The sequence below is a fragment of the Mucilaginibacter sp. NFR10 genome, from assembly GCF_900100445.1.
Classification (GTDB): Bacteria; Bacteroidota; Bacteroidia; order Sphingobacteriales; family Sphingobacteriaceae; genus Mucilaginibacter; species Mucilaginibacter rubeus.
This window is the reverse complement of sequence record NZ_FMTV01000001.1, coordinates 1,873,300-1,893,265: the sequence shown is the minus strand read 5'-3', so window position 1 is coordinate 1,893,265 and position 19,966 is coordinate 1,873,300. Positions and strand designations below refer to the sequence as shown.

Sequence of the window (19,966 nt, the reverse complement as noted above, 5' to 3'; positions counted from 1 at the left end):
AAACAATCACTTCCCCGATTTCGAATAAAGGGATCGGGGAGGTGGATTTAACCTAAGTACAATCACCAAATGAAGTTTAAATTTTTCATAGACAAGATCATTAAGAAAAGTAAATTTAAAAAAAGAGATCAGGATTGTTTTTAACAAATACCTTATACCATTTTTCAATGAATTCACTTTCTTTAGTATCTCCTTGATCCTTATGGAAACGACTTTCCCATTTCCCTAATGCATACTGTAAAAAATAAAATCCAGCATCGTTAAGATCAGAGTTTTTTAGCTCACTATTAATAGTTATATCTGACAGACCATTGTATTTAATGACGTTGGTTAATTGTTTTTTTTGCAAGAAATCAATTAGCTGAAAGAAACGCCTGTATAAGATTTCGTCCGGTATATCTTCAAAACCTGCTAAAGTGTGTCGATCTGTAACGTCTTTTAAACCTACTATCGATTCGATTAAAAAGTCTTTGTCAGTCCTTGGATATCGTTCAGCCATCGGTTTAGTAATAATAACGTTAATTATGCAAAAAAGGTTGGTTATTTCGATATATCAAAATAACCAACCTTAAATACTTTATTTTTAGAGGACCGTTTATACCAAGAAGCCCTGCCGGCATTTTACCGGCAGGGCTTCTTGGTATATGACCGTGGGAATGTAATTGGTATTTACTCTTTAAATAGCAAAGGCGCAAGTTCGTAAAGGCTACGGCGCCAGGTCAGGAACTCATGTGCGGTGTTTTCAGAAATGTAAGATACCGCGTCATATCCCGCACCTTTTAAGGCAATCACGGCATTTTTAACGCCGTCGGGCCGTTCCTTGCTGCCGCAGCTTATGAATATCAGTTTGGGTTTGGTTTTGTCTTTAAGCTCATCCGGCGAATAAGTTCCGCCGCTAAGCAGGGCATAATAGGCAAAAAGCTCGGGCTTGTTTAGTGTTATCATATGCGTTTCCATACCGCCCATTGATAATCCCCCCATCGCACGGTGAGCCCTGTCTGCACGTGTGCGGAAGCTTGCATCAACGTAGGGGATAAGCTCGTCAGTTAAAACTGTTTGAAAGTGATCAATCTTAAAACTTTTAAATGCCCCAGGGCCGGGCCTCACATCGTTGGTCATGCCGTAAGTCATTACAATAATGAAGGGCTGTATTTTACCGGTTGCAATTAAGTTATCCATAATCAGGTTGGCATGGCCCTGGTTGCTCCACGCGGTTTCATCTTCGCCCCAGCCATGCTGCAGATATAGTACCGGATATTTTTTTGATTTATCCTTTTCGTACCCTGGTGGCGTGTAAACAAAAGCCCTGCGCTGGGTATTGGTGCTTTTTGAAGGAAAAAGGATCTGCTGTACATTGCCGTGCGGAACATCTTTAAGCGCATAAAAATCCTGGTCGTGCGCGGGGATCTCAATGCCGCTTTCCCAACGTGTGGATCCATAAAAATTTAATGTGCCCGGATCATTAAATACCCCGCCATCGATGGTTAAGTGGTAGTAATGAAATCCTTCATCCATCGGTCCTTCTGTGGTGCCGGTCCAGAACCCGTCAGCTCCTTTTGTGAGTTTGGTGCCCCCGCGCCCGCCAAGGCCAAGGCTAACTTTTATACTGTCCGACTGTGGGGCTTTAATACGAAAGCGCGCGTAGCCTTGCGAGTTTACCTGGGGGTACTCTTGTCCCGGCTGGTTAAAAGTTGATGGTTTGAAATCTTCGGCAATTGAAGCTGTTTGTGCCATGCAGAGACTGGAGGCACATGTAACGGCCAACAAGGCAAGTAAACATTTTGGTTTCATAATAGAATATTGAGGTTTATAAATTGTGGCTAATAGTAAAGTGCCGGGCTGTTTTGATCCGGTGAAATACACGGAATACGATAAATGATTAAATTGTGATTAATTGTTATTGTTACACATATTAAGTAGTTGTTTTGTTTTGACTTTAACCGGAGCCAGTTTTCATTATTTATGAAAAGTTGATCCGGGATGAAATATTTAAAAATAATTTATAATGGCTATCCTGTTGTTTTGAGCGGCTTTTTCTTATTATAAAAGTATTTTTATATTAAAAACAAGGCACGCAGTTTTTAGCATAATTTTACAACATTTGTCGATGCCATGTGGAGCGATATCATTGCCGCAAATTCGTCGATATGTACTTTTGTACAATAATTACCTGTGTGATTGAACAAGTGTGTTATTTCTTTGAACAAATGTTTGCCTGTTTCATCATCATAAAATGTAGATTTGGATAATGATGTTTTGTTCGAAGACGTCAATCACACCAATTTTAAAACCATAGTTCATCAACAATTTTTTCCTGCGGGTTATCCGCTCCGGAAAAAAGTAACCTGTTTGTTATGATGCATTCTGTACCCGATTTGTGTATTCGCAAAAAGATCAATACAGTGCTGGCAGGCACTGTGCGCGTTATACTCACCTTAGTCGTTTTGGCCAACCTCAGTTTCCTGGCAAATGCTCAAAAGCCTAACCTGAAATTTACCGCATTAACCACCAGGCAAGGGTTAATGGGTAACGCCGTAAATGCCATCGTAAAAGATAATAACGGGATGATGTGGGTTGGCACCTCCGAAAGCCTGAACAGGTATGACGGAAGGAAGTTTAAAGTTTATACATTGGGTGCCAAAAGGCAGGTAGAGCCGGGCTCCTACGAAATAAGCAGCATCAGTATGGACCGTGCTGGTACGCTATGGGTAGGCACCATCGGTTTTGGTTTGTATTATTACGATAAGGCGGCGGATGATTTCAAAAGCTTTAGTTCGCCCTTAAAAGGGCAGCGTTTAAGCCAGGGTGTTATTACCGCCGTTTGTGCAAACGATAAAAATGAGATCTGGGTGGGAACGGTAAACGGCCTTGATGTGATCAGCCCCGATCGTAAATATATCAGCCATTTTGAAACCGGGACAGGCAAACCAGGGCAGATACCTGTTAAAAGCATGGGCTGTATTTTTGAGGATAGTTACAGCAGGATATGGATTTGTACCAATTTAGGTTTGTATTTATATGATGATACGCATAAAGGTTTTAAAGCCTTCCGTCATCAAAAAAACGATACCCGTAGTTTACCCTCGGATGTTGTAATGACAGTTTCGCAGGATAAAGCGGGCAATTTGTGGGTAGGTACAGCTAATGGCTTAAGCCGCCTGGATAAGGATGGTGAACACTTTGTTAATTACTGTTATAATGATAAGGATGAGACGTCGCTATGTGGTGACATTGTTTACAGCATTGCCGCTGATGATAAAGACCACATCTGGGTTGGTACCGAAGGCGGTTTGAATGTTATGGATATCCACACCGGGAAATCCATCCGTTACCGCCATGACCCGCGCGATCCGTACAGCCTTAACAGTAAATCCATCCGCAGCATTTATATCGATCCTAAAGGCATTTATTGGGTGGGTACCTATATGGGCGGCATCAATAAATACGACAAAAACCTCACATTGTTTAATTATGTGCAACCCACTGAGTTAGACCCTTACGGTTTGCGCGCGCCAATCGTATCATCTTTCGCGCAAAAAAATGACAATGAGCTATACGTGGGGACAGACGGCGGCGGCCTTAGCATTTTCAACAACAAAACCAACCGTTTCACTCATATCGCTATTCAGCCGAAGGAAAAAATAAATTCGGCAGGCCTGCCTGTTCTGGCTATGTTATTGGATCATAAAAAACAACTTTGGATAGGAACATTCGGCCACGGGCTTTTTAAACTCAATACTGCAAACAATAGCTATACACAATTCACCGGCGGTAGCGGAAAGCTAAATATCAGTCAAAATAACATTTTCTGCTTCAAGGAAGACCGCTCTGGTAATGTATGGATAGGTACTAACGGCGCGGGTATCGATATTTTTGACGCGAAGGCTGATAGCTTCCGCCGGTTTAAACCTGCCTTAGTCTCCGTAAAAGGCTATAAAATGCCATCAAATGGTTATATCAGGGCTTTTGAAGAGGATAATGACGGTAATATGTGGATCGGGTCGTACGGTACGGGCATCGCTATTTATAACCCGGCTACCAAAGTGTTCGATACACTTAATCCAATCAATACAGGTTTGCCTATAGCAGAGGTGTTGTCTTTAAAACGCGATACTAACGGCAATATGTGGATAGGTACCAACGGCGATGGCCTTTTCTTTTATGATCATCGGCTTAAAAAAATAACCCCGTTTAAATACAATAGCCAGTTGCCGAACGGTGTAATTTGTAAAATTTTGCAGGATAAAACCAATAATATTTGGTTCAGTACAAACCAGGGTATCGGGAGAATTGATCCTGCTGATCAGAAACTTTATGTTTATTGTAACGATAACGGGCTTCAAAACAATGTTTTTTTAAACGGGTCGGGTATTATTGCCGCAGATGGCACGCTTTACTTTGGCGGCGTCGACGGCTTCAATTATTTTAAAGGATCAGATGTAAGGCTTAATAAAAATCTGCCCCCGGTTGTATTAACTACGCTTAGTATAGATAATAAACGTATTTCGCCCAATCGTGATAACCCCTTGCCTGTTAATATCAGTGAGGCAAAAGAGATCACCATAAAGTATAAACAAGACATCTCCATAAACTTTGTGGCGCTTAATTATACCCTTCCACAGCAAAATCGATATTCGTACATTTTAGAGGGATTTAGCAATACCTGGAAAAATGCAGGAACATCAACAACGGCCAGTTATACCAACCTTGATCCGGGAGAATACACGTTCCGGGTACGGGCATCCAATAATGATGGTAAATGGAATGATACCGGTACATCGTTGAAAATTATAGTGAAGCCGCCTTTTTGGATGACTATATATGCTTATGTGCTTTATGTTTTGCTGGCCTTTGGCGTGTTGTTGCTCATCCGCAGGCAGGGTGTTAAAAAGCTTAAAAAGAAATTGCACGATGAGCAGGAACGTAAAGCAGCCGAAGCCCGTCATGAACTGGATGAGATGAAAATTAAGTTTTTAACCAACCTGAGCCATGAATTCCGGACACCGATATCTTTGATAATGGCGCCTGTTGATAAGCTTTTGGAGCAGCCTAACAGCGGGCCTGTTACCGAACAATTAGGTGTTATTAAAAGAAACTCGCGCAGGTTGCTTAACCTGGTTAACCAACTGCTCGATTTTAGGAAACTTGAAGAGAATGAGCTTAAGTTGAATTTGGTTGAGGGAGAGTTTATTTCTTTTGTTCGCGAAGTAGCAGATTCGTTTTATGACCTGGCCAATAGAAAAAAAATTGTTACGGTATTTAAAACTGCCGGGGAAAGGTTATTTGTAAAATTTGATCATGATAAAGTGGAGCGAATATTATTTAACTTGCTATCCAACGCATTTAAATTTACGATGCCTGGCGGGCAAATTACTGTTGAAGTTACCGCCCCTGTTATATCAGAAGACGGCAATTCATATCGCTTGGGTATTTCGGTTGCGGATACAGGTACCGGTATAGCAACCGAGCAGGTTAAGCATGTTTTTGACAGGTTTTATCAGGCAGATGCCCAGCCTGCCATACTTAATCAGGGAAGCGGGATAGGCTTATCGATAACACGCGAGCTTGTGCAGTTGCATGGCGGCGAGATTGGTGTGAAAAGTGAATTAGGCAAAGGCTCAATTTTCTCCTTATCAATTTCATTGCCTGTAATTAATCTATCGGAGACAGCAATGCATGAGCAAAATACGCCTGAGGCTGCCCCAGTTATTATCGACGATGACAGGGACAATAAACCGAAGACGGCGATTGCCACAGGTGTTAACCGGCTCCATGTTCTGGTCATTGAAGACAATGATGAAATGAGGCAATACTTGTCAGAAAGCCTGGCTGCAACTTACAAAGTTTCGGAGGCGGCTAATGGCCGTGAAGGGTGGCATAAAGCACTTGCCGTCCATCCCGACCTGATAGTTAGTGATATCAGTATGCCATATATGGATGGGATTCAGCTAAGTTGTAAACTTAGGGCTGATAAAAGGACCAGCCATATTCCCATTATATTATTAACGGCGATGGCCAGCCAAAAAGAGCAACTTGCAGGGCTGGAATTGGGCGTGAACGATTACCTGACCAAACCTTTCAACTTCGATATCCTGAATATCAAAATTAAAAACCTGCTTCATCTAAATAAGTCGCTTAAAGAAACCTATCAGAAAAAAATAAAAGTTATCCCGGCAGACATGGATATCGAATCCTCGTCAGAACGGTTCATTAAAGATGTGGTGATGTATATTGAGAAAAACATCAACAACCCTAAATTTTCCGTCGAGGAGATCAGCCATCATTTTAGTATGAGCAGGGGATCATTCTATAGCAAGATCACCGAACTAACCGGCGAGCCACCTGTGGAGTTTATCCGCTCCATAAAACTGGACAAAGCAGCCATACTGCTCGAAAAAACCGATTTGACCATTGCAGAGATAGCATACTCCATCGGTTTTTCGACGCCTCATTATTTTACCAAATCATTCAAGGCAAAATATAATGTTCTGCCATCCGAGTACCGGGTGAAGAAAATAGATGTCAAAAGTGTGGCTTAAGAAAGTTTTCATTTTATCGGATAGAAAAATATCGATGTTACCTGCCGGCATTCCCTGTTGTTTGAACTTGTATAGGATAGGTGGTGGCTGATGCTTTGTAACCCAACAGATTGAGCATTTGTAATCCATATCGGGTGCCTAAAACTCGATAACCCTCAGCGGTGAAGTGCAGCTTATCTGATGCGGCCGGGCAGCCGCTTGAATTGATCACATATGCGTTGGAGATAACTTCAGGAAGCTTATCAATTATGTGGTTCATAGCAGCGCACTTGCCGCCCTGGTCTTCATTAACAAGCTCGCCAGCCAGCAAGGGAACTTTTTTGGACTTCAGGTGAAGATCTTTTAATAGCATATCATAAATGCCTTTCACTTTCAGTGTCCAAAGCGTATCATTTGGGTTAGATTCGCCCTGGTGCAGCAAGATGCCTTTAATTACACCGGATTTTTGTGCCAGTTTAGCCATCTCGACCAAATGGCCATAGGGATTGCCGCCATATTCGTTGATCATATTCACCATCCAGGAAGGGGCGGTGGCTGCATAGTCCTTATAACTGTCTTTTTGGAACAATTCAATTTTACAACCAGCTACCGATACGTTCACAATACCAACTGTTACATCGCTGGGCAGGGTTGCTATCAGGGTGCGGCCAAAGTAGTCGGCAGGGGTGAGGCCGGTATTGCAGCGTGCTAATGGTGGTACGGCGGTGTACCAGTTGCCCTTTGCCCGTTTAAGGTTAGAGCAGTCAACAGTTTCCAGTACTTGTAAACGCGGATCAACTACGGTATCCTGTGGCTGTATGCGTGCGTTACCTTCCATATTTGATTGGCCGAAGCACAAAAAAATATAAAACTTTTTGTTTTGGGCTGATGCATTACCAACAAATAACAAGACGATTGCCAACAGGGTAAGAGAAAAGATCCTTAGATTCATTTGATGTTCTTTTAGGTTTCGCGGCAGTCAAAATTGCCGGCCGGCTTGCTGATAAAAATAGGCTAACCCATAATCATACTATTACAACAATTGTTGAAAGTGCTATAACAATTGTTTAGGGCATTTTGCAATAGTCTACAAAGAACAGCAATAAGTTAGGAATGGGGGAGCGATTGTGCGTTTAGTAAACCAATGTGTTAACCTTTTCAACATGTGTGTCATTTAAAGTTTACCATCCTTAATACATTTGATTGCTTGAGGTGTACTAATCCTGGACTACATAACCTTAACAAAGTTTACTGATATGATCAATAATTATTTGTAGCATTTGCGTTAACGCGCAAATACTTTATCACATACTTACAAGATATAATACCTCACCTTTATTACTTTTCTTTTTTTAAAATTGGTTGTAAGGACAGCGCGAGGCTGTCCTTATTTGTTTCCTGTAAGCAGGTATGCTAAAAATATTTATTATTTCTATAGCTATAAATCAATAAGATTTATTGTTTTAACAATACCTAAATACCGTGTTTCGGGCAAGTTTCGCAATCGATTGTTGTTGGCGGTATTTTTGCCTTCAAATTAACAAACCAGTGCCAGTTTCTGGTAAAGAAAATCACCAGTGTTCAACTCGTTTTGATTTTTGTTTTGTATTTAAATAGCTTAAAATCAGTTATTTGTAATTTTTATCGGTCTCAAAAATCTACATTGAGGCACGTCATATATCATGCGGGAAAACTGTTTTAACATGGAAAGAAAACCTTGTTGTAGGGAACTTGCTTAAACAAATGTTGTAAGATTAAGATAAATACTGCGCTACCTGCCCAACCGCGAAAGATAATTTTACCCCTGTTATTACAACCTGCTTTTTGCAGGATGTAACAATAAGTACTGTTGGCATTACAACGTACAGATTACCAATTATAAACATGTTGACCAATAATGGAGCATTCGTGGCATTTGTCGTTTGCTGTCCGGTTCGGCGTGGGATACTGTTTGAAATTGAAAACTAATAACACCTACATATCAATTATCAATCAATTAACTAACAAGAAAAATTATGGAAAGACAAAAAAGAGATTTTCAGATCCTGGATAAGTACGGAACAGCTAACGGATAGGTTTCGTCGTTCATTTAAATCCGGTAGTTACCATTAGGTAAGGCCAGGATAATTTTAGGCATTTACAGCTTAAACGATATCGGTAAATGTTGCCCCGAGAGCAAATCACGTCAACGTTTCCTTAATCGAATCGAAAATTTTAAACCTTAATAACATGAAGTATTCTTTACAAAAAATTTATAATAACAAATGGCGTTACGCTACGCTCATCTTAACCGGATGCGCGCTCGCAATGCCATCGGTGTCAATTGCACATAATCGTGGTTCAGCAGGTTCATTGAATGGCATTACCATTAACAAAAATGGCGCTTTGAAAATGAAGCCTGCATTCAACGTTTCGGGCAAAGTTACTGATGACGATAACCAACCCCTGCCCGGCGTAGCGGTTTCCATAAAAGGCACAACACAAGGCGTAACTACTGATGCCGGCGGTAACTTCAAAATAGCAGTGCCCGGAAATTCAGCCGTGCTCGTTTTCAAATTAATTGGTTTTGCACAGCAAGAGATAACGGTTACCAGCGCTGCCGAGCTAAAGGTGCAAATGAAAAAAGATACCAAGAACCTGGAAGAGGTTGTTGTGGTTGGTTACGGATCGCAAAAACGTGCTAAGGTAACGGGAGCGGTTTCATCGGTTAGCGGCAAAACTCTTGCCTCTCTGCCTGTGGGTGGCATTGAAGCTTTGCAAGGCCGTATAGCTGGTCTTACTGTTACCAATAACGGCGGTCCGGGAACCGGGGCTATTATTTCATTGCGTGGTATTAGCTCTGTGAATTTCGGATCTGATCCTTTATACATCGTTGATGGATATCCGGGCAGCCTCACAGGCGTTGATATTAAGGATATTCAAAGTATCGACGTGTTGAAGGATGCGAGTGCTGCGGCGATCTATGGTTCCAGGGGTACAAATGGTGTTATTATTATAACCACTAAAAAGGGGAGCAACAATAGCCGCACAGAGATAACTATCGACTCATACTATGGCATACAAAATGTAATCAAAAAGTATGACCTGCTTAATACCCAGCAATACTTGCAATATGAGCGCGCTCTTAACGGTTCAGCCACTCCTGTTATAGCCATACCGCCGCGCCTGCTGCCAGAAAACTTTAACAAACCAATTTATGCGGGTAGTTCCCAAACCTTTGCTCAAACAAATACCAACTGGCAGGACGCGTATTTCAGGAGTAATGCTCCTATCCAGCAGCACAATGTGGCATTGAGCGGTGGCAACGCGGTGACCCGCTTTTATACTTCGGCAAATTACTTCGATCAGCAGGGTATCGCCCAGGGCTTGAGTGCCTACCACAAGGCAATTCGGGTTAACGCCGATCATACGATCAGTAAAATCCTGTCGTTTGGCGAAACATTCAATGCCATCATCAATCATCAGCGTTACGGCGTAGATGCGGGTAACCGGTCTGCCATAACAAATGTGGTGAGGATGCAGCCATATCTGCCAATCTACAATCCAAATAACGCCGGCGGGTTTATGGGGCCACAAAATAGTTTCGATGGCTCGGACCCGACCAATCCGATTGAGGCAGCCAAACTGATTGATAATACCAATCACGGTTATACTATCCACGGTAATGCTTACGCTACGCTGAAGTTTACTTCATGGCTTAACTTTAAATCAATTTATGGTATTGATTATGGCAGCAACATGAATAATACTTACACGCCTATTTATAATGACGGTGGTACCTCTCAATCGCCAACCGCGGTTATTAATTACACCAGGGGCACCAGCACCACGCAACTGTACTCGCAGCAGCTTACTTTCGATAAAACGTTCGGCAACAAGCACCATGTTAATGCCGTTTTAGTTTACGAGGCCCAAAGCTCACGCGGCGACAATCAGGTTTCTTCGGGTAACCAAAATACCAATACGGTAAGGACACTAAATGGCGCGACTAATCTTTTCACTAATTATACCTACGGCACCAATCTCCTCGTTTCAGAAGTAGCCCGTTTGGGTTATGATTTTGAAGGCAAATATCTGATATCAGGCTCTATACGTCGCGACGGTTTATCTGTATTTGCGCCGGGGCATAAACATGAAAGTTTCCCTGCCGCGTCATTAGGCTGGAAGGTAGACCAGGAAGATTTCATGAAGTCGCTCAAGTCGGTTTCGTCATTAAAGCTGAGGGCCGGTTATGGTGTAACAGGTATCAATGGCACCGTATTGGGCAATTATCCTTATTTGCAACCGATATCATCTAACATAGCTACCTATCCGTTCAACGGTTCACTGGCCGATCTTGGAAATGCTTCGTTTTACAGTGGTTTAAGTAACCTCAATTTGTCATGGGAAACAACTAAACAAACCAACATTGGTTTAGATCTGGGCTTGTTCCAGGATGTCTTTACATTATCTGCCGAGGTTTATACCAGGAAAACCGATAATCTTCTATTAACAGTACCTACCTCGCCCAGCCTCGGTTTTAACGGTACCGGGACCTTAGCTAACGTGGGTTCAATGCGTAACCGCGGTTTTGAAGTTAGTTTAGGTTATCATAAAACACACGGCGAATTTAAATATGATATTACCGGAAATTTTTCCCTCAACAGAAACAAGGTTTTAACGCTTAGTACCGCCAATGCTTCCATTACCGCCGGCGGCGACGCGGATTATGGCGGTGGTGATCCTATAACCAAAACAGCAGTTGGGCAGCCGGTTCAATCATTCTTTGGCTATATTGCAGATGGGATATTCCAAAACGCCGGTGAAGTTGCTAATTCAGCAAAGCAAACGAATGCCGCTCCCGGCGATATCAAGTTCAGGGATATAAACCACGATGGTGTTATCACTGATGCTGACCGCACTTTTATTGGTAGCTATCTGCCAAAATTCACCTACTCGTTAAACTACAGCGCTTCCTATAAAAATTTCGACGCGATAGTGTTTTTCCAGGGCGTTTATGGCAACAAGATATTTAATGGCGAAAGGATTATCCTCGAAGGCATGCCAAGGCTTTTCAATGCCGGTACCAATGTGTTAAAGGCATGGACACCTACAAATACCAACACAAATATCCCGCGCGCCATTTCAGGTGATCCGAACGGCAACAAAAGGCCTTCAACCAGGTGGATTGAAAGCGGCTCATACCTGCGGGTTAAAAATATGCAGATAGGCTATAATTTCCCAACCTCATGGTTAAAGTCAAAAACAGACAACGCGTTGAACAGGCTCAGGATTTACGTGGCATCAACCAATCTTTTAACATTTACTAAATATAAAGGTCTTGATCCCGAAATCGGCTCTCGTAATGGTACCCTTACCAACGGTATTGATTACGGCCAGTATCCGCAGCCAACAACAGTTCAGCTAGGTTTACAGGCGACCTTTTAATGATTAATTTAAAAAGATACAGCAATGAAAACGAAGAAAATATACATATGGTCGGCCCTTACAGCTATTATGGTAACGGCAACGGTTAACTCCTGCAAAAAAGGGTCCCTTGACACCAGCGACCCTAATAATGTAACAACGAACCAATACTACAAAACCAGCGATCAGTTAACCAAGGGGGTAAACGCTATTTATGTTGCCATACATAGCCTGGGGCTGGTATCAAGGGAGTGGTTTTTTATTCACGACCTCAGAAGTGATGAAGTTGCAAGCGGCGGCGGGCAGCTTGAAGCCCCAAGGGGACAGATGCTTAACGGTAATGTTGATCCTGCCAACTCGGTGATGAACTCTGTTTGGAATACCTGGTACACAACTATTTTCAGGGCGAATGTAGTTATTGCGAATGGGCCTAATGTAACTGATAACACGGCCCTGCGTGACCGGTTGGTTGGCGAGGCTAAGTTTTTGCGCGCCTGGGCTTATTTCGACCTGGTTTCACAATGGGGAGGGGTGCCGGTTTATACAACGCCTGCTAAGGCAGTTGGCGATTTTCAGCCACGCTCATCCGAAGCAGAGGTTTATGCCTTAATTGTTAAAGATCTTCAGGATGCAGCAGCCGTTCTTCCTGAAAAAACCGGTACCGATAAAGGCCGGGCAACCGCTTCTGCGGCAAATGCTATGCTGGGCCGCGTATTAATGCAAACCGGTGATTATGCCGGTGCTAAAGCTGCGCTTTTAAAGATCCCTACAACCGGAGCAAACGGCTATACCCTTACTGCCAGGTACCTCGACAACTTTGAGGAGGAGACCGAATTCAATAGCGAATCCATCTTCGAGATCGTTTTTGTTGACAAAGGCGACGGCGGATTTAACTGGGGCGGTGACAGTCCTACTGAAGCGCAGTCTACCGTACGTAACCAGGAATACAACCCCATAGCATGGAGAAATCTTATTCCGTCAAACAAATTGATTAACGAATTTGAGAACACTGCTACCGGCGCGGCCAAATCTGATCCCCGTTTTCACTACACCTGTTACCAATCGGGCGACACTTATAATAAAGGTGCGTCGGTGCTAACAGACGGCGACCAGAACGGCAACTCGTCAGTGATGAACGGCGTAACCAAAAAGATCAGTTTTCGTAAGTTCATGATCATCTACAAGGAAGGTTTGCCGGCAGCGGGTTTCCACCCGGGCGGCAATAATCAACGCATTATCCGTTATGCCGAGGTTTTATTGATGCTGGCCGAATGTGAAAATGAGCTGGGTAATATTCCTGCAGCAATTAACTACCTCAATATGGTTCGTGCACGTGCGGATGTTGCTATGCCTCTTTATCCAACAGCGCAATTTCCTGTAGCGTCAAAAGCTGATGTGGTAAAAGCCATCATGCACGAAAAAATGGTGGAAATGGGTTGCGAAGAAATAAGAAATATCGACATCCTTCGCTGGAGGAAAAAGCAATACTTCACCACTGACCCATTCCCGTATTTCAGAAAAGGAAGAGATGAACTATTGCCAATTCCTCAGGCCGAGTTGGATAATAACCCTAAGGTAAACGGACATCAAAACCCTGGCTATTAATACTTAACTTGCTTATATATAGCAGTTAAAAAGTATAGAGTTTCGGACTTGTTAAAAGAGATAGGCTGTGCATAGCAGCCTATCTTTTCCATATAAACCAATTTATAAATGAAGAAATTTTACCCGGCTTTATTACTCGTTAGTGTTGTTCTTTTTTCATGTGCTAAAAAGAAAGCAACACTGTTCGAATTGATACCGTCTTCGCATTCGGGCGTTACTTTCAATAATTTAATTACCGAAAACGACTCTATCAACCCGATTGACAATGCCAACGTTTACAATGGTGGCGGAGTTGGTATAGGTGATTTTAATAACGACGGCTTGCAGGATATTTACTTTTCGGGTAATATGGTATCAAACAAGCTGTACTTGAACCGTGGCGACTTCAAGTTCGATGATATCACCGATAAAGCCGGCGTTAATGGTTTAGGAAAATGGGGCAGAGGCGTTGCCGTTATTGATATTAATAATGATGGCTTGCAGGATATTTATGTATGCAATTCGCTGCTACAGGATAGCGTTAAAAGGCAAAATTTGCTTTACATAAACCAGGGGGCAGATAAAGAGGGGGTACCGCACTTTAAGGAAGAAGGCAAAGAATATGGCCTAAATATACACGCATATTCTACCATGGCAACCTTTTTTGACTACAATAATGATGGCAAGCTGGACATGTATCTTACCGTTAACCGCCCCGGCGATGGCTATTACGCAAACCAGTTTCGCCCGATAATCGCGGACGGCAGCGGTAAGAGTACAGGGAGGTTATATGAAAGCAAATGGGATGCCCAGCTTAAACACCCGGTGTTTAGCGATGTATCCAAAAAAGCCGGTATATCCATTGAAGGCTATGGGCACGCGGCAACTATTGTGGATATAAACAAAGACGGTTGGAAGGACATTTATGTTACCGACGATTTTATATCGCCCAATATTCTCTACATCAATAATGGTGATGGTACATTCACCAATAGATCTAAAGAATACTTTAAGCACACCTCGATGAACTCGATGGGGCAGGACATCGAAGATTTAAATAACGATGGTTTGGCCGATGTATTTGAACTGGACATGTCACCACCGGATAATTACCGGAAAAAAATGATGTCGATGCCGGAAAGCTACCAGTCGTACGAGTTATTTAATCATTATGCATACCAATATCAATATGCACGTAACACCTTGCAGATAAACCAGGGGCCGGGATTGGGGCAGAATGATTCTATCAAGAACTCCGTATTCAGTGAAACCGGGTTCTTGAGCGGAGTTACAGAGACCGACTGGAGCTGGACGCCTTTGATAACAGATTTCAACAATGATGGTTACCGTGATATCATTGTAACCAATGGATTTCCGAAGGATGTTACTGATCATGACTTTATCGTTTACCGAAACAATCCTTATTCCACAGCCTCAAAAAAAACTGTTATTGACCAGATTCCTACAGTCAAGATCCATAATTATGCTTTTCAAAATAATGGCGACCTAAACTTTGGTGATGTTTCCAGCCAATGGGGATTGGATTTACCGACCTTTTCAAACGGCGCCGCTTATGCTGATCTGAACAGTGACGGTGCAATGGATATGGTGATCAATAACATCAATGACGAGGCTCTTATCTATAAAAACAATAGCCGCGCACTTACCTCCAAACCATCAAATTACTTGCAGGTAAAATTGAATGGCAACAACTTTAACAGGGATGGCATTGGTGCCTGGGTAGATATCTATTATGCAGGCAAGCAACACCAGGTATACGAGAACAATCCTTATCGTGGATATTTATCTTCTATCCAAAACATCGCGCACTTTGGCCTCGGCAAAGTCAATAAGCTCGATTCTGTAGTAGTGAGATGGTCGAATAATTATAAGCAGGTATTAAAAAATGTAAGCGCTAATCAAACGCTGAAAGTAAATATCAATGATGCGCGTCAGGCTTATAGTTGGGTTATACCCCAAAAAAACAGGGGGGCACTGTTTACTGAAGTTACAGGCACGGCAGGTATTAGTTACAGGCACAAGGAGGATGATTTTCCGGATTTTACCATTCAGAAATTATTGCCTCACAAATTTTCGGCGTACGCTCCGGCGCTTGCAGCCGAAGATATTGATGGCAACGGGCTTGATGATATCGCTATTGGCGGTAACACGAAATTTCCCGCTCAGGTTTTCCTGCAGCAGGCTAACGGTAAATTTAATCAGCGAAATTTAATTGATGTAAAACCGGACAGTGCAAATTATAAGGATGAAAGTTTATTGTTCTTTGATGCCGATGGCGATGGGAAGCCAGATCTGTATATGGCCAGCGGGGGATATGAAAGCGCGCCGGGTTCAAAAAATTATGCAGACCGCATCTACCTTAACGATGGCCGCGGGCGGTTCAGCGAACAAAAAGGTGCCTTACCCGGTAATTTTACAAGTAAGCTATGTGTCAGAGCGTTCGATTATAATAAGGATGGCAAGCTCGACTTGCTGGTAACCGGTCGGGTTGATCCCTGGCATTATCCCAACCCGGTATCCAGTTTTATTTTACGAAACGACAGTAAACCCGGGAAGCTGCAATTTACAGATGTAACGGCATCAGTTGCCCCTTGCTTAAAAAATCTGGGGCTAACCTGTGATGCCCTGGTTACAGATTATGATAATGACGGTTGGCCGGATCTTGTTATAGCGGGTGAATGGATGCCCATTACGTTTATCAAAAACGTTGGGGGCAAATTCGTTAACTCCACAGCAGCGTCTGGTATTGCTGATAAGATCGGCTGGTGGAATTCCATCGCGGCCGGCGATTTCAGGCATTGCGGTAAGATAGACTATATTGTTGGCAACCTGGGAAAGAATAGTTTTTTCAAAGCCAGCGATAAAGAGCCCGTATATATCACGGCAGGCGATTTTGATAAACGTAAAACCACTGATGCCTTTCCATCCCTATTCCTCCCCGACACTGACGGGGTGAAACGTGAATTTCCATCTTTTGTTCGCGACGATGCTATTAAGCAAATGATCAGTCTCCGAAAAAAGTTTGTTAATTACAGATCCTTTGGCCACGCAACGTTGCAGGATTTGTTATCGCCTGAACAACTGAAAAATGCCTTGCGGTTAAAAGCCAATACGCTTACTTCATGTTATCTCAAAAATTTAGGAAACGGGAAATTTAAAATGTACCCTCTGCCAAACTATGCGCAGGTTTCTGCCATTAACGGAATGGTAGTGGATGATTTTGACGGTGATGGCAATTTAGACGTAGCCATAAACGGGAACGATTACAGTACAAATGTTTCGGTAGGCCGGTACGATGCCTTAAACGGATTGCTTTTAAAAGGTGATGGTAAAGGAGGGTTTAAGCCATTAACGATTTTGCAAAGCGGGATCTGTTTCCCCGGCGATGGGAAAGCCCTGGTAAAACTTAAGGGGAACGATAGCCGTTACTACCTCGCGGCCAGCGAGCATAACGGCAATTTGAAGTTGTTAAAGCTCAACGCACCGGGAAAAACCATAAAGATCGGGCCGCAGGATGCCTATGCGGAAGTATCTGCAAAAGATGGTTCGGTTACCAAGCAGGAGTTTTATTACGGCTCGTCTTTTTTATCACAATCGGCAAGGTTTCTGAAAATAAGCCCGGACGTGCAGAAAGTTAAGATTGTATCTAACGATGGCCGGTGTAGGGAAATTAAGCTTTAATAATCCGCTTGTGGTATTCAAAATATAACACCTTCAATATTGATCAGAGTCTTAAGAAAAAATAATGTGTAGCTAATTTTACAGAACGAAATGCCGAAGAATGTAATTATCAATTTTGCTTTGAATTTGGCCCGTGGAAAAACGTCGTTAAATATTTATGCAAAATTTTTGCTCTTGATACCGGCCATGTCATTTATTACATCATGCCGCGAATCATCCGAGGGTAAAATGATCCAGGTCATTGCCGGTCTGAACCAAAAGGATTACAACAGCCGCAATCCGTTTTGTCCCGAAGCGAAAGTGGCGCAGTGCGATAGCTTACTTAAACTGCCGGGCAGGGAAAATGATTTTTATCTTTTAAATACCAAGGCTAAGCTTTTATTGGAAACCGGTGACGAAACACAGGCTGTTGCCATCTACGAAAAAATGATGATGGGGGCCGATAGCTCAAAGCGTGACTTATTTGAACCGGATATGGCACTGGCCTACATGAGGTTAGGCGAGCGAACTAATTGTATGTTGAACCACAACCGAATGTCATGTACCTACCCAATAAGGGATAACGCGATTCATGTAAATCAAACCGGTTCGCGACATGCTATTGCAGTTTATGAAAGCATTTTGAAGAAGCATCCGGCCGACCTGGAATCCCGCTGGATGCTCAATATTGCTTACATGACATTGGGACACTACCCCGATAGTGTGCCCAAGCCGTTTTTAATCCCAAATCTCAATAAAACATCCGCGACAAAAATAAAGCCGTTTACCGATATGGCTGCCGATGTGGGTATTAAACTGAACAGCAGGGCGGGTGGCGTTATAGCAGATGATTTTAATAACGACGGTTACCTTGATATAGTAACCTCGGGAACGGAACTTGATGATCATATGCATTATTTTCAAAATAATCAGGACGGAACATTTATTGACAAGTCTGAAACAAGCGGGTTGGGGAAGTTTACAGGCGGGCTGAATATCCAGCAAACTGATTACAACAACGATGGGAAGATGGACATTTTTGTACTGCGGGGTGCCTGGAAAAAGAACGGTTTTGGCAACCAGCCTGCCTCGCTGCTCCGTAACAATGGCGATGGCACATTCACGGATGTAACGATACCCGCCGGGCTACTTTTTTATCACCCTACACAGGCGGCAGTCTGGGCTGATTTTAATAATGATGGATGGCTTGATGTATTTGTAGGGGCGGAGGGTTTTAACAACGGCGACAGCGTCAATATCCATCGGAGCATGATTTATATAAATAACCGGAACGGTACCTTTACTGAGGTTGGCCATAAAGCGCATTGCGATGTAATGTCATACGTAAAAGGGGTTACATCGGCAGATTTTAACCATGACGGGTGGCCGGATATTTTTATTTCAACAATGGACGGGCGTAAGTACCTTTTAAAAAATAAAGGTAACAGCGGGAATATCCCCGACTTTGAAGACGTTACCAAGCAATCCGGGATATTGGCAAATACCAACAGCACTTTTACTACCTGGTTTTTTGATTATAATAATGATGACTGGCAGGATATCCTGATTGCAGATTACAAATTCGAGGCCCCGCTGGGATATTATTCGGCTGCAGAAGCGCTCGGAAAGCCCATATCCAATGCAGGAAACATTTACCTGTATAAAAATAACCATAACGGCACTTTCACTGATGTTACCAAACAAACGGGTCTTGATAAAGTAGTGTTCAGCATGGGCGCAAACTTTGGTGATATTGATAATGACGGCTTTCCCGACCTGTATTTTGGCACAGGCAACCCCGATTTTGGCTCCCTTATACCCAATAAAATGTTCAGGAACCTAGACGGACAGCGGTTTGAGGACATTACAGGCGTCTCCGGGACGGGAAACCTGCAAAAAGGCCACGGTGTCGCGTTTGCAGATTTCAGGAACCGTGGTTTACAGGATATCTTCATTGAAATGGGCGGGGCTTACGCCGGCGATGCCTATACCAGTGCCTTGTACGTAAACCCTGGTCAGAACGATAATAACTGGATAACTATAAAGGCAGAAGGGGTGAAATGTAATAAGGTTGCCATTGGCAGTCGGTTAAAAATAACATTTGTTGACAATGGTGTTAAAAGAAATGTTTACCACGACCTAAACTCGGGCGGTAGTTTTGGTTCATCGCCCATACAGGCGGAAATAGGGGTAGGGCATGCCGGGCTTATCGAAGAGCTTGAAATAACATGGGCTGGCAGCCATACTGTTCAACGGTTTCGTAATTTGAAAGTAAATCAGTTTTACCACATTATCGAAGGAAAAGAGAAAGTGGCCCTGATTCAATTAAAAAAACTTAGTATCAATAATATGGCGATGAAAATGTGAGATCTCGCTTAAGTCGAGATAGCTGTCGGTTAATTCACGGGCACTTACACCAAATAAGCTCTGGACGATATGTGGGAGCATAAAAAAGGCAATCAACGTAAAAGGCTGTTTGATCATGAGCGTTTTCGGTTGGATTGTTTGTCCATAGAGGTTAAGATATCCGGTATCCGATTCAGAACGCTTTCCTAATGCCGTTTGAAATACCAGTGTAGGGCAGCCATTGGCATAAAGCGGCAAAATAAAATCAGCACTGAGGGTTTTGCTTTCAATGGTCAGTATACCAGCGACATATTCGTCAAGGTCGGGAGGCGGAAACAACGTAATTATATTCACCGATTTCTAAATTACTTCTTTCAATTAATAAAATAAAATTATCTTTGTAACTAAGATAATCAAAGTTACAAAGATAT

The 19,966-nt window shown here is 42.8% G+C and carries 9 protein-coding genes; 5 read left to right on the top strand and 4 right to left on the bottom strand.

Annotated features, from left to right (window positions below; translation table 11 throughout):
* Nucleotides 1-115: 115 nt before the first annotated feature.
* Entirely contained in the window at nucleotides 116-499 is a 384-nt protein-coding gene (locus BLP33_RS07750) for a hypothetical protein (RefSeq protein WP_090526127.1), read from the bottom strand.
* Nucleotides 500-669: 170 nt separating this feature from the next.
* Entirely contained in the window at nucleotides 670-1,791 is a 1,122-nt protein-coding gene (locus tag BLP33_RS07745; protein WP_090526126.1) for an alpha/beta hydrolase-fold protein, read from the bottom strand.
* 563 nt (nucleotides 1,792-2,354) lie between these two features.
* Here BLP33_RS07745 and BLP33_RS07740 point away from each other — a divergent pair.
* On the top strand, nucleotides 2,355-6,539 hold the full coding sequence (locus BLP33_RS07740; RefSeq protein ID WP_090526125.1) for a hybrid sensor histidine kinase/response regulator transcription factor: 4,185 nt from the start codon (nucleotides 2,355-2,357) through the stop codon (nucleotides 6,537-6,539).
* Between the two features lie 37 nt (nucleotides 6,540-6,576).
* Here the strand turns inward: BLP33_RS07740 and BLP33_RS07735 are convergent, their stop codons facing one another.
* Nucleotides 6,577-7,470 carry a sialate O-acetylesterase gene (locus BLP33_RS07735; protein WP_090526124.1) on the bottom strand — a complete coding sequence of 298 codons (894 nt, stop codon included), beginning with the start codon at nucleotides 7,468-7,470 and terminating at the stop codon, nucleotides 6,577-6,579.
* Between the two features lie 1,277 nt (nucleotides 7,471-8,747).
* On the opposite strand from BLP33_RS07735, the gene BLP33_RS07730 reads away from it, so the two are divergent.
* The 4 genes from BLP33_RS07730 to BLP33_RS07715 all read left to right on the top strand — a co-directional run bounded on the left by BLP33_RS07730 (nucleotide 8,748) and on the right by BLP33_RS07715 (nucleotide 19,556).
* A complete protein-coding gene (locus tag BLP33_RS07730; protein ID WP_254780081.1) occupies nucleotides 8,748-11,945 on the top strand; it encodes a SusC/RagA family TonB-linked outer membrane protein in 3,198 nt (1,065 codons plus the stop codon).
* A gap of 24 nt (nucleotides 11,946-11,969) precedes the next feature.
* On the top strand, nucleotides 11,970-13,529 hold the full coding sequence (locus tag BLP33_RS07725) for a RagB/SusD family nutrient uptake outer membrane protein (protein WP_090526123.1): 1,560 nt from the start codon (nucleotides 11,970-11,972) through the stop codon (nucleotides 13,527-13,529).
* 108 nt (nucleotides 13,530-13,637) lie between these two features.
* Nucleotides 13,638-17,210: a VCBS repeat-containing protein gene (locus tag BLP33_RS07720; RefSeq protein ID WP_090526122.1), complete on the top strand. Its 3,573-nt coding sequence runs from the start codon at nucleotides 13,638-13,640 to the stop codon at nucleotides 17,208-17,210.
* A 90-nt stretch (nucleotides 17,211-17,300) separates the two neighbouring features.
* On the top strand, nucleotides 17,301-19,556 hold the full coding sequence (locus BLP33_RS07715) for a CRTAC1 family protein (RefSeq protein ID WP_254780080.1): 2,256 nt from the start codon (nucleotides 17,301-17,303) through the stop codon (nucleotides 19,554-19,556).
* Here BLP33_RS07715 and BLP33_RS07710 read toward each other — a convergent pair.
* A complete protein-coding gene (locus tag BLP33_RS07710) occupies nucleotides 19,515-19,889 on the bottom strand; it encodes a DUF6597 domain-containing transcriptional factor (RefSeq protein WP_139159952.1) in 375 nt (124 codons plus the stop codon). The genes BLP33_RS07715 and BLP33_RS07710 overlap by 42 nt on opposite strands.
* Nucleotides 19,890-19,966 lie beyond the last annotated feature (77 nt).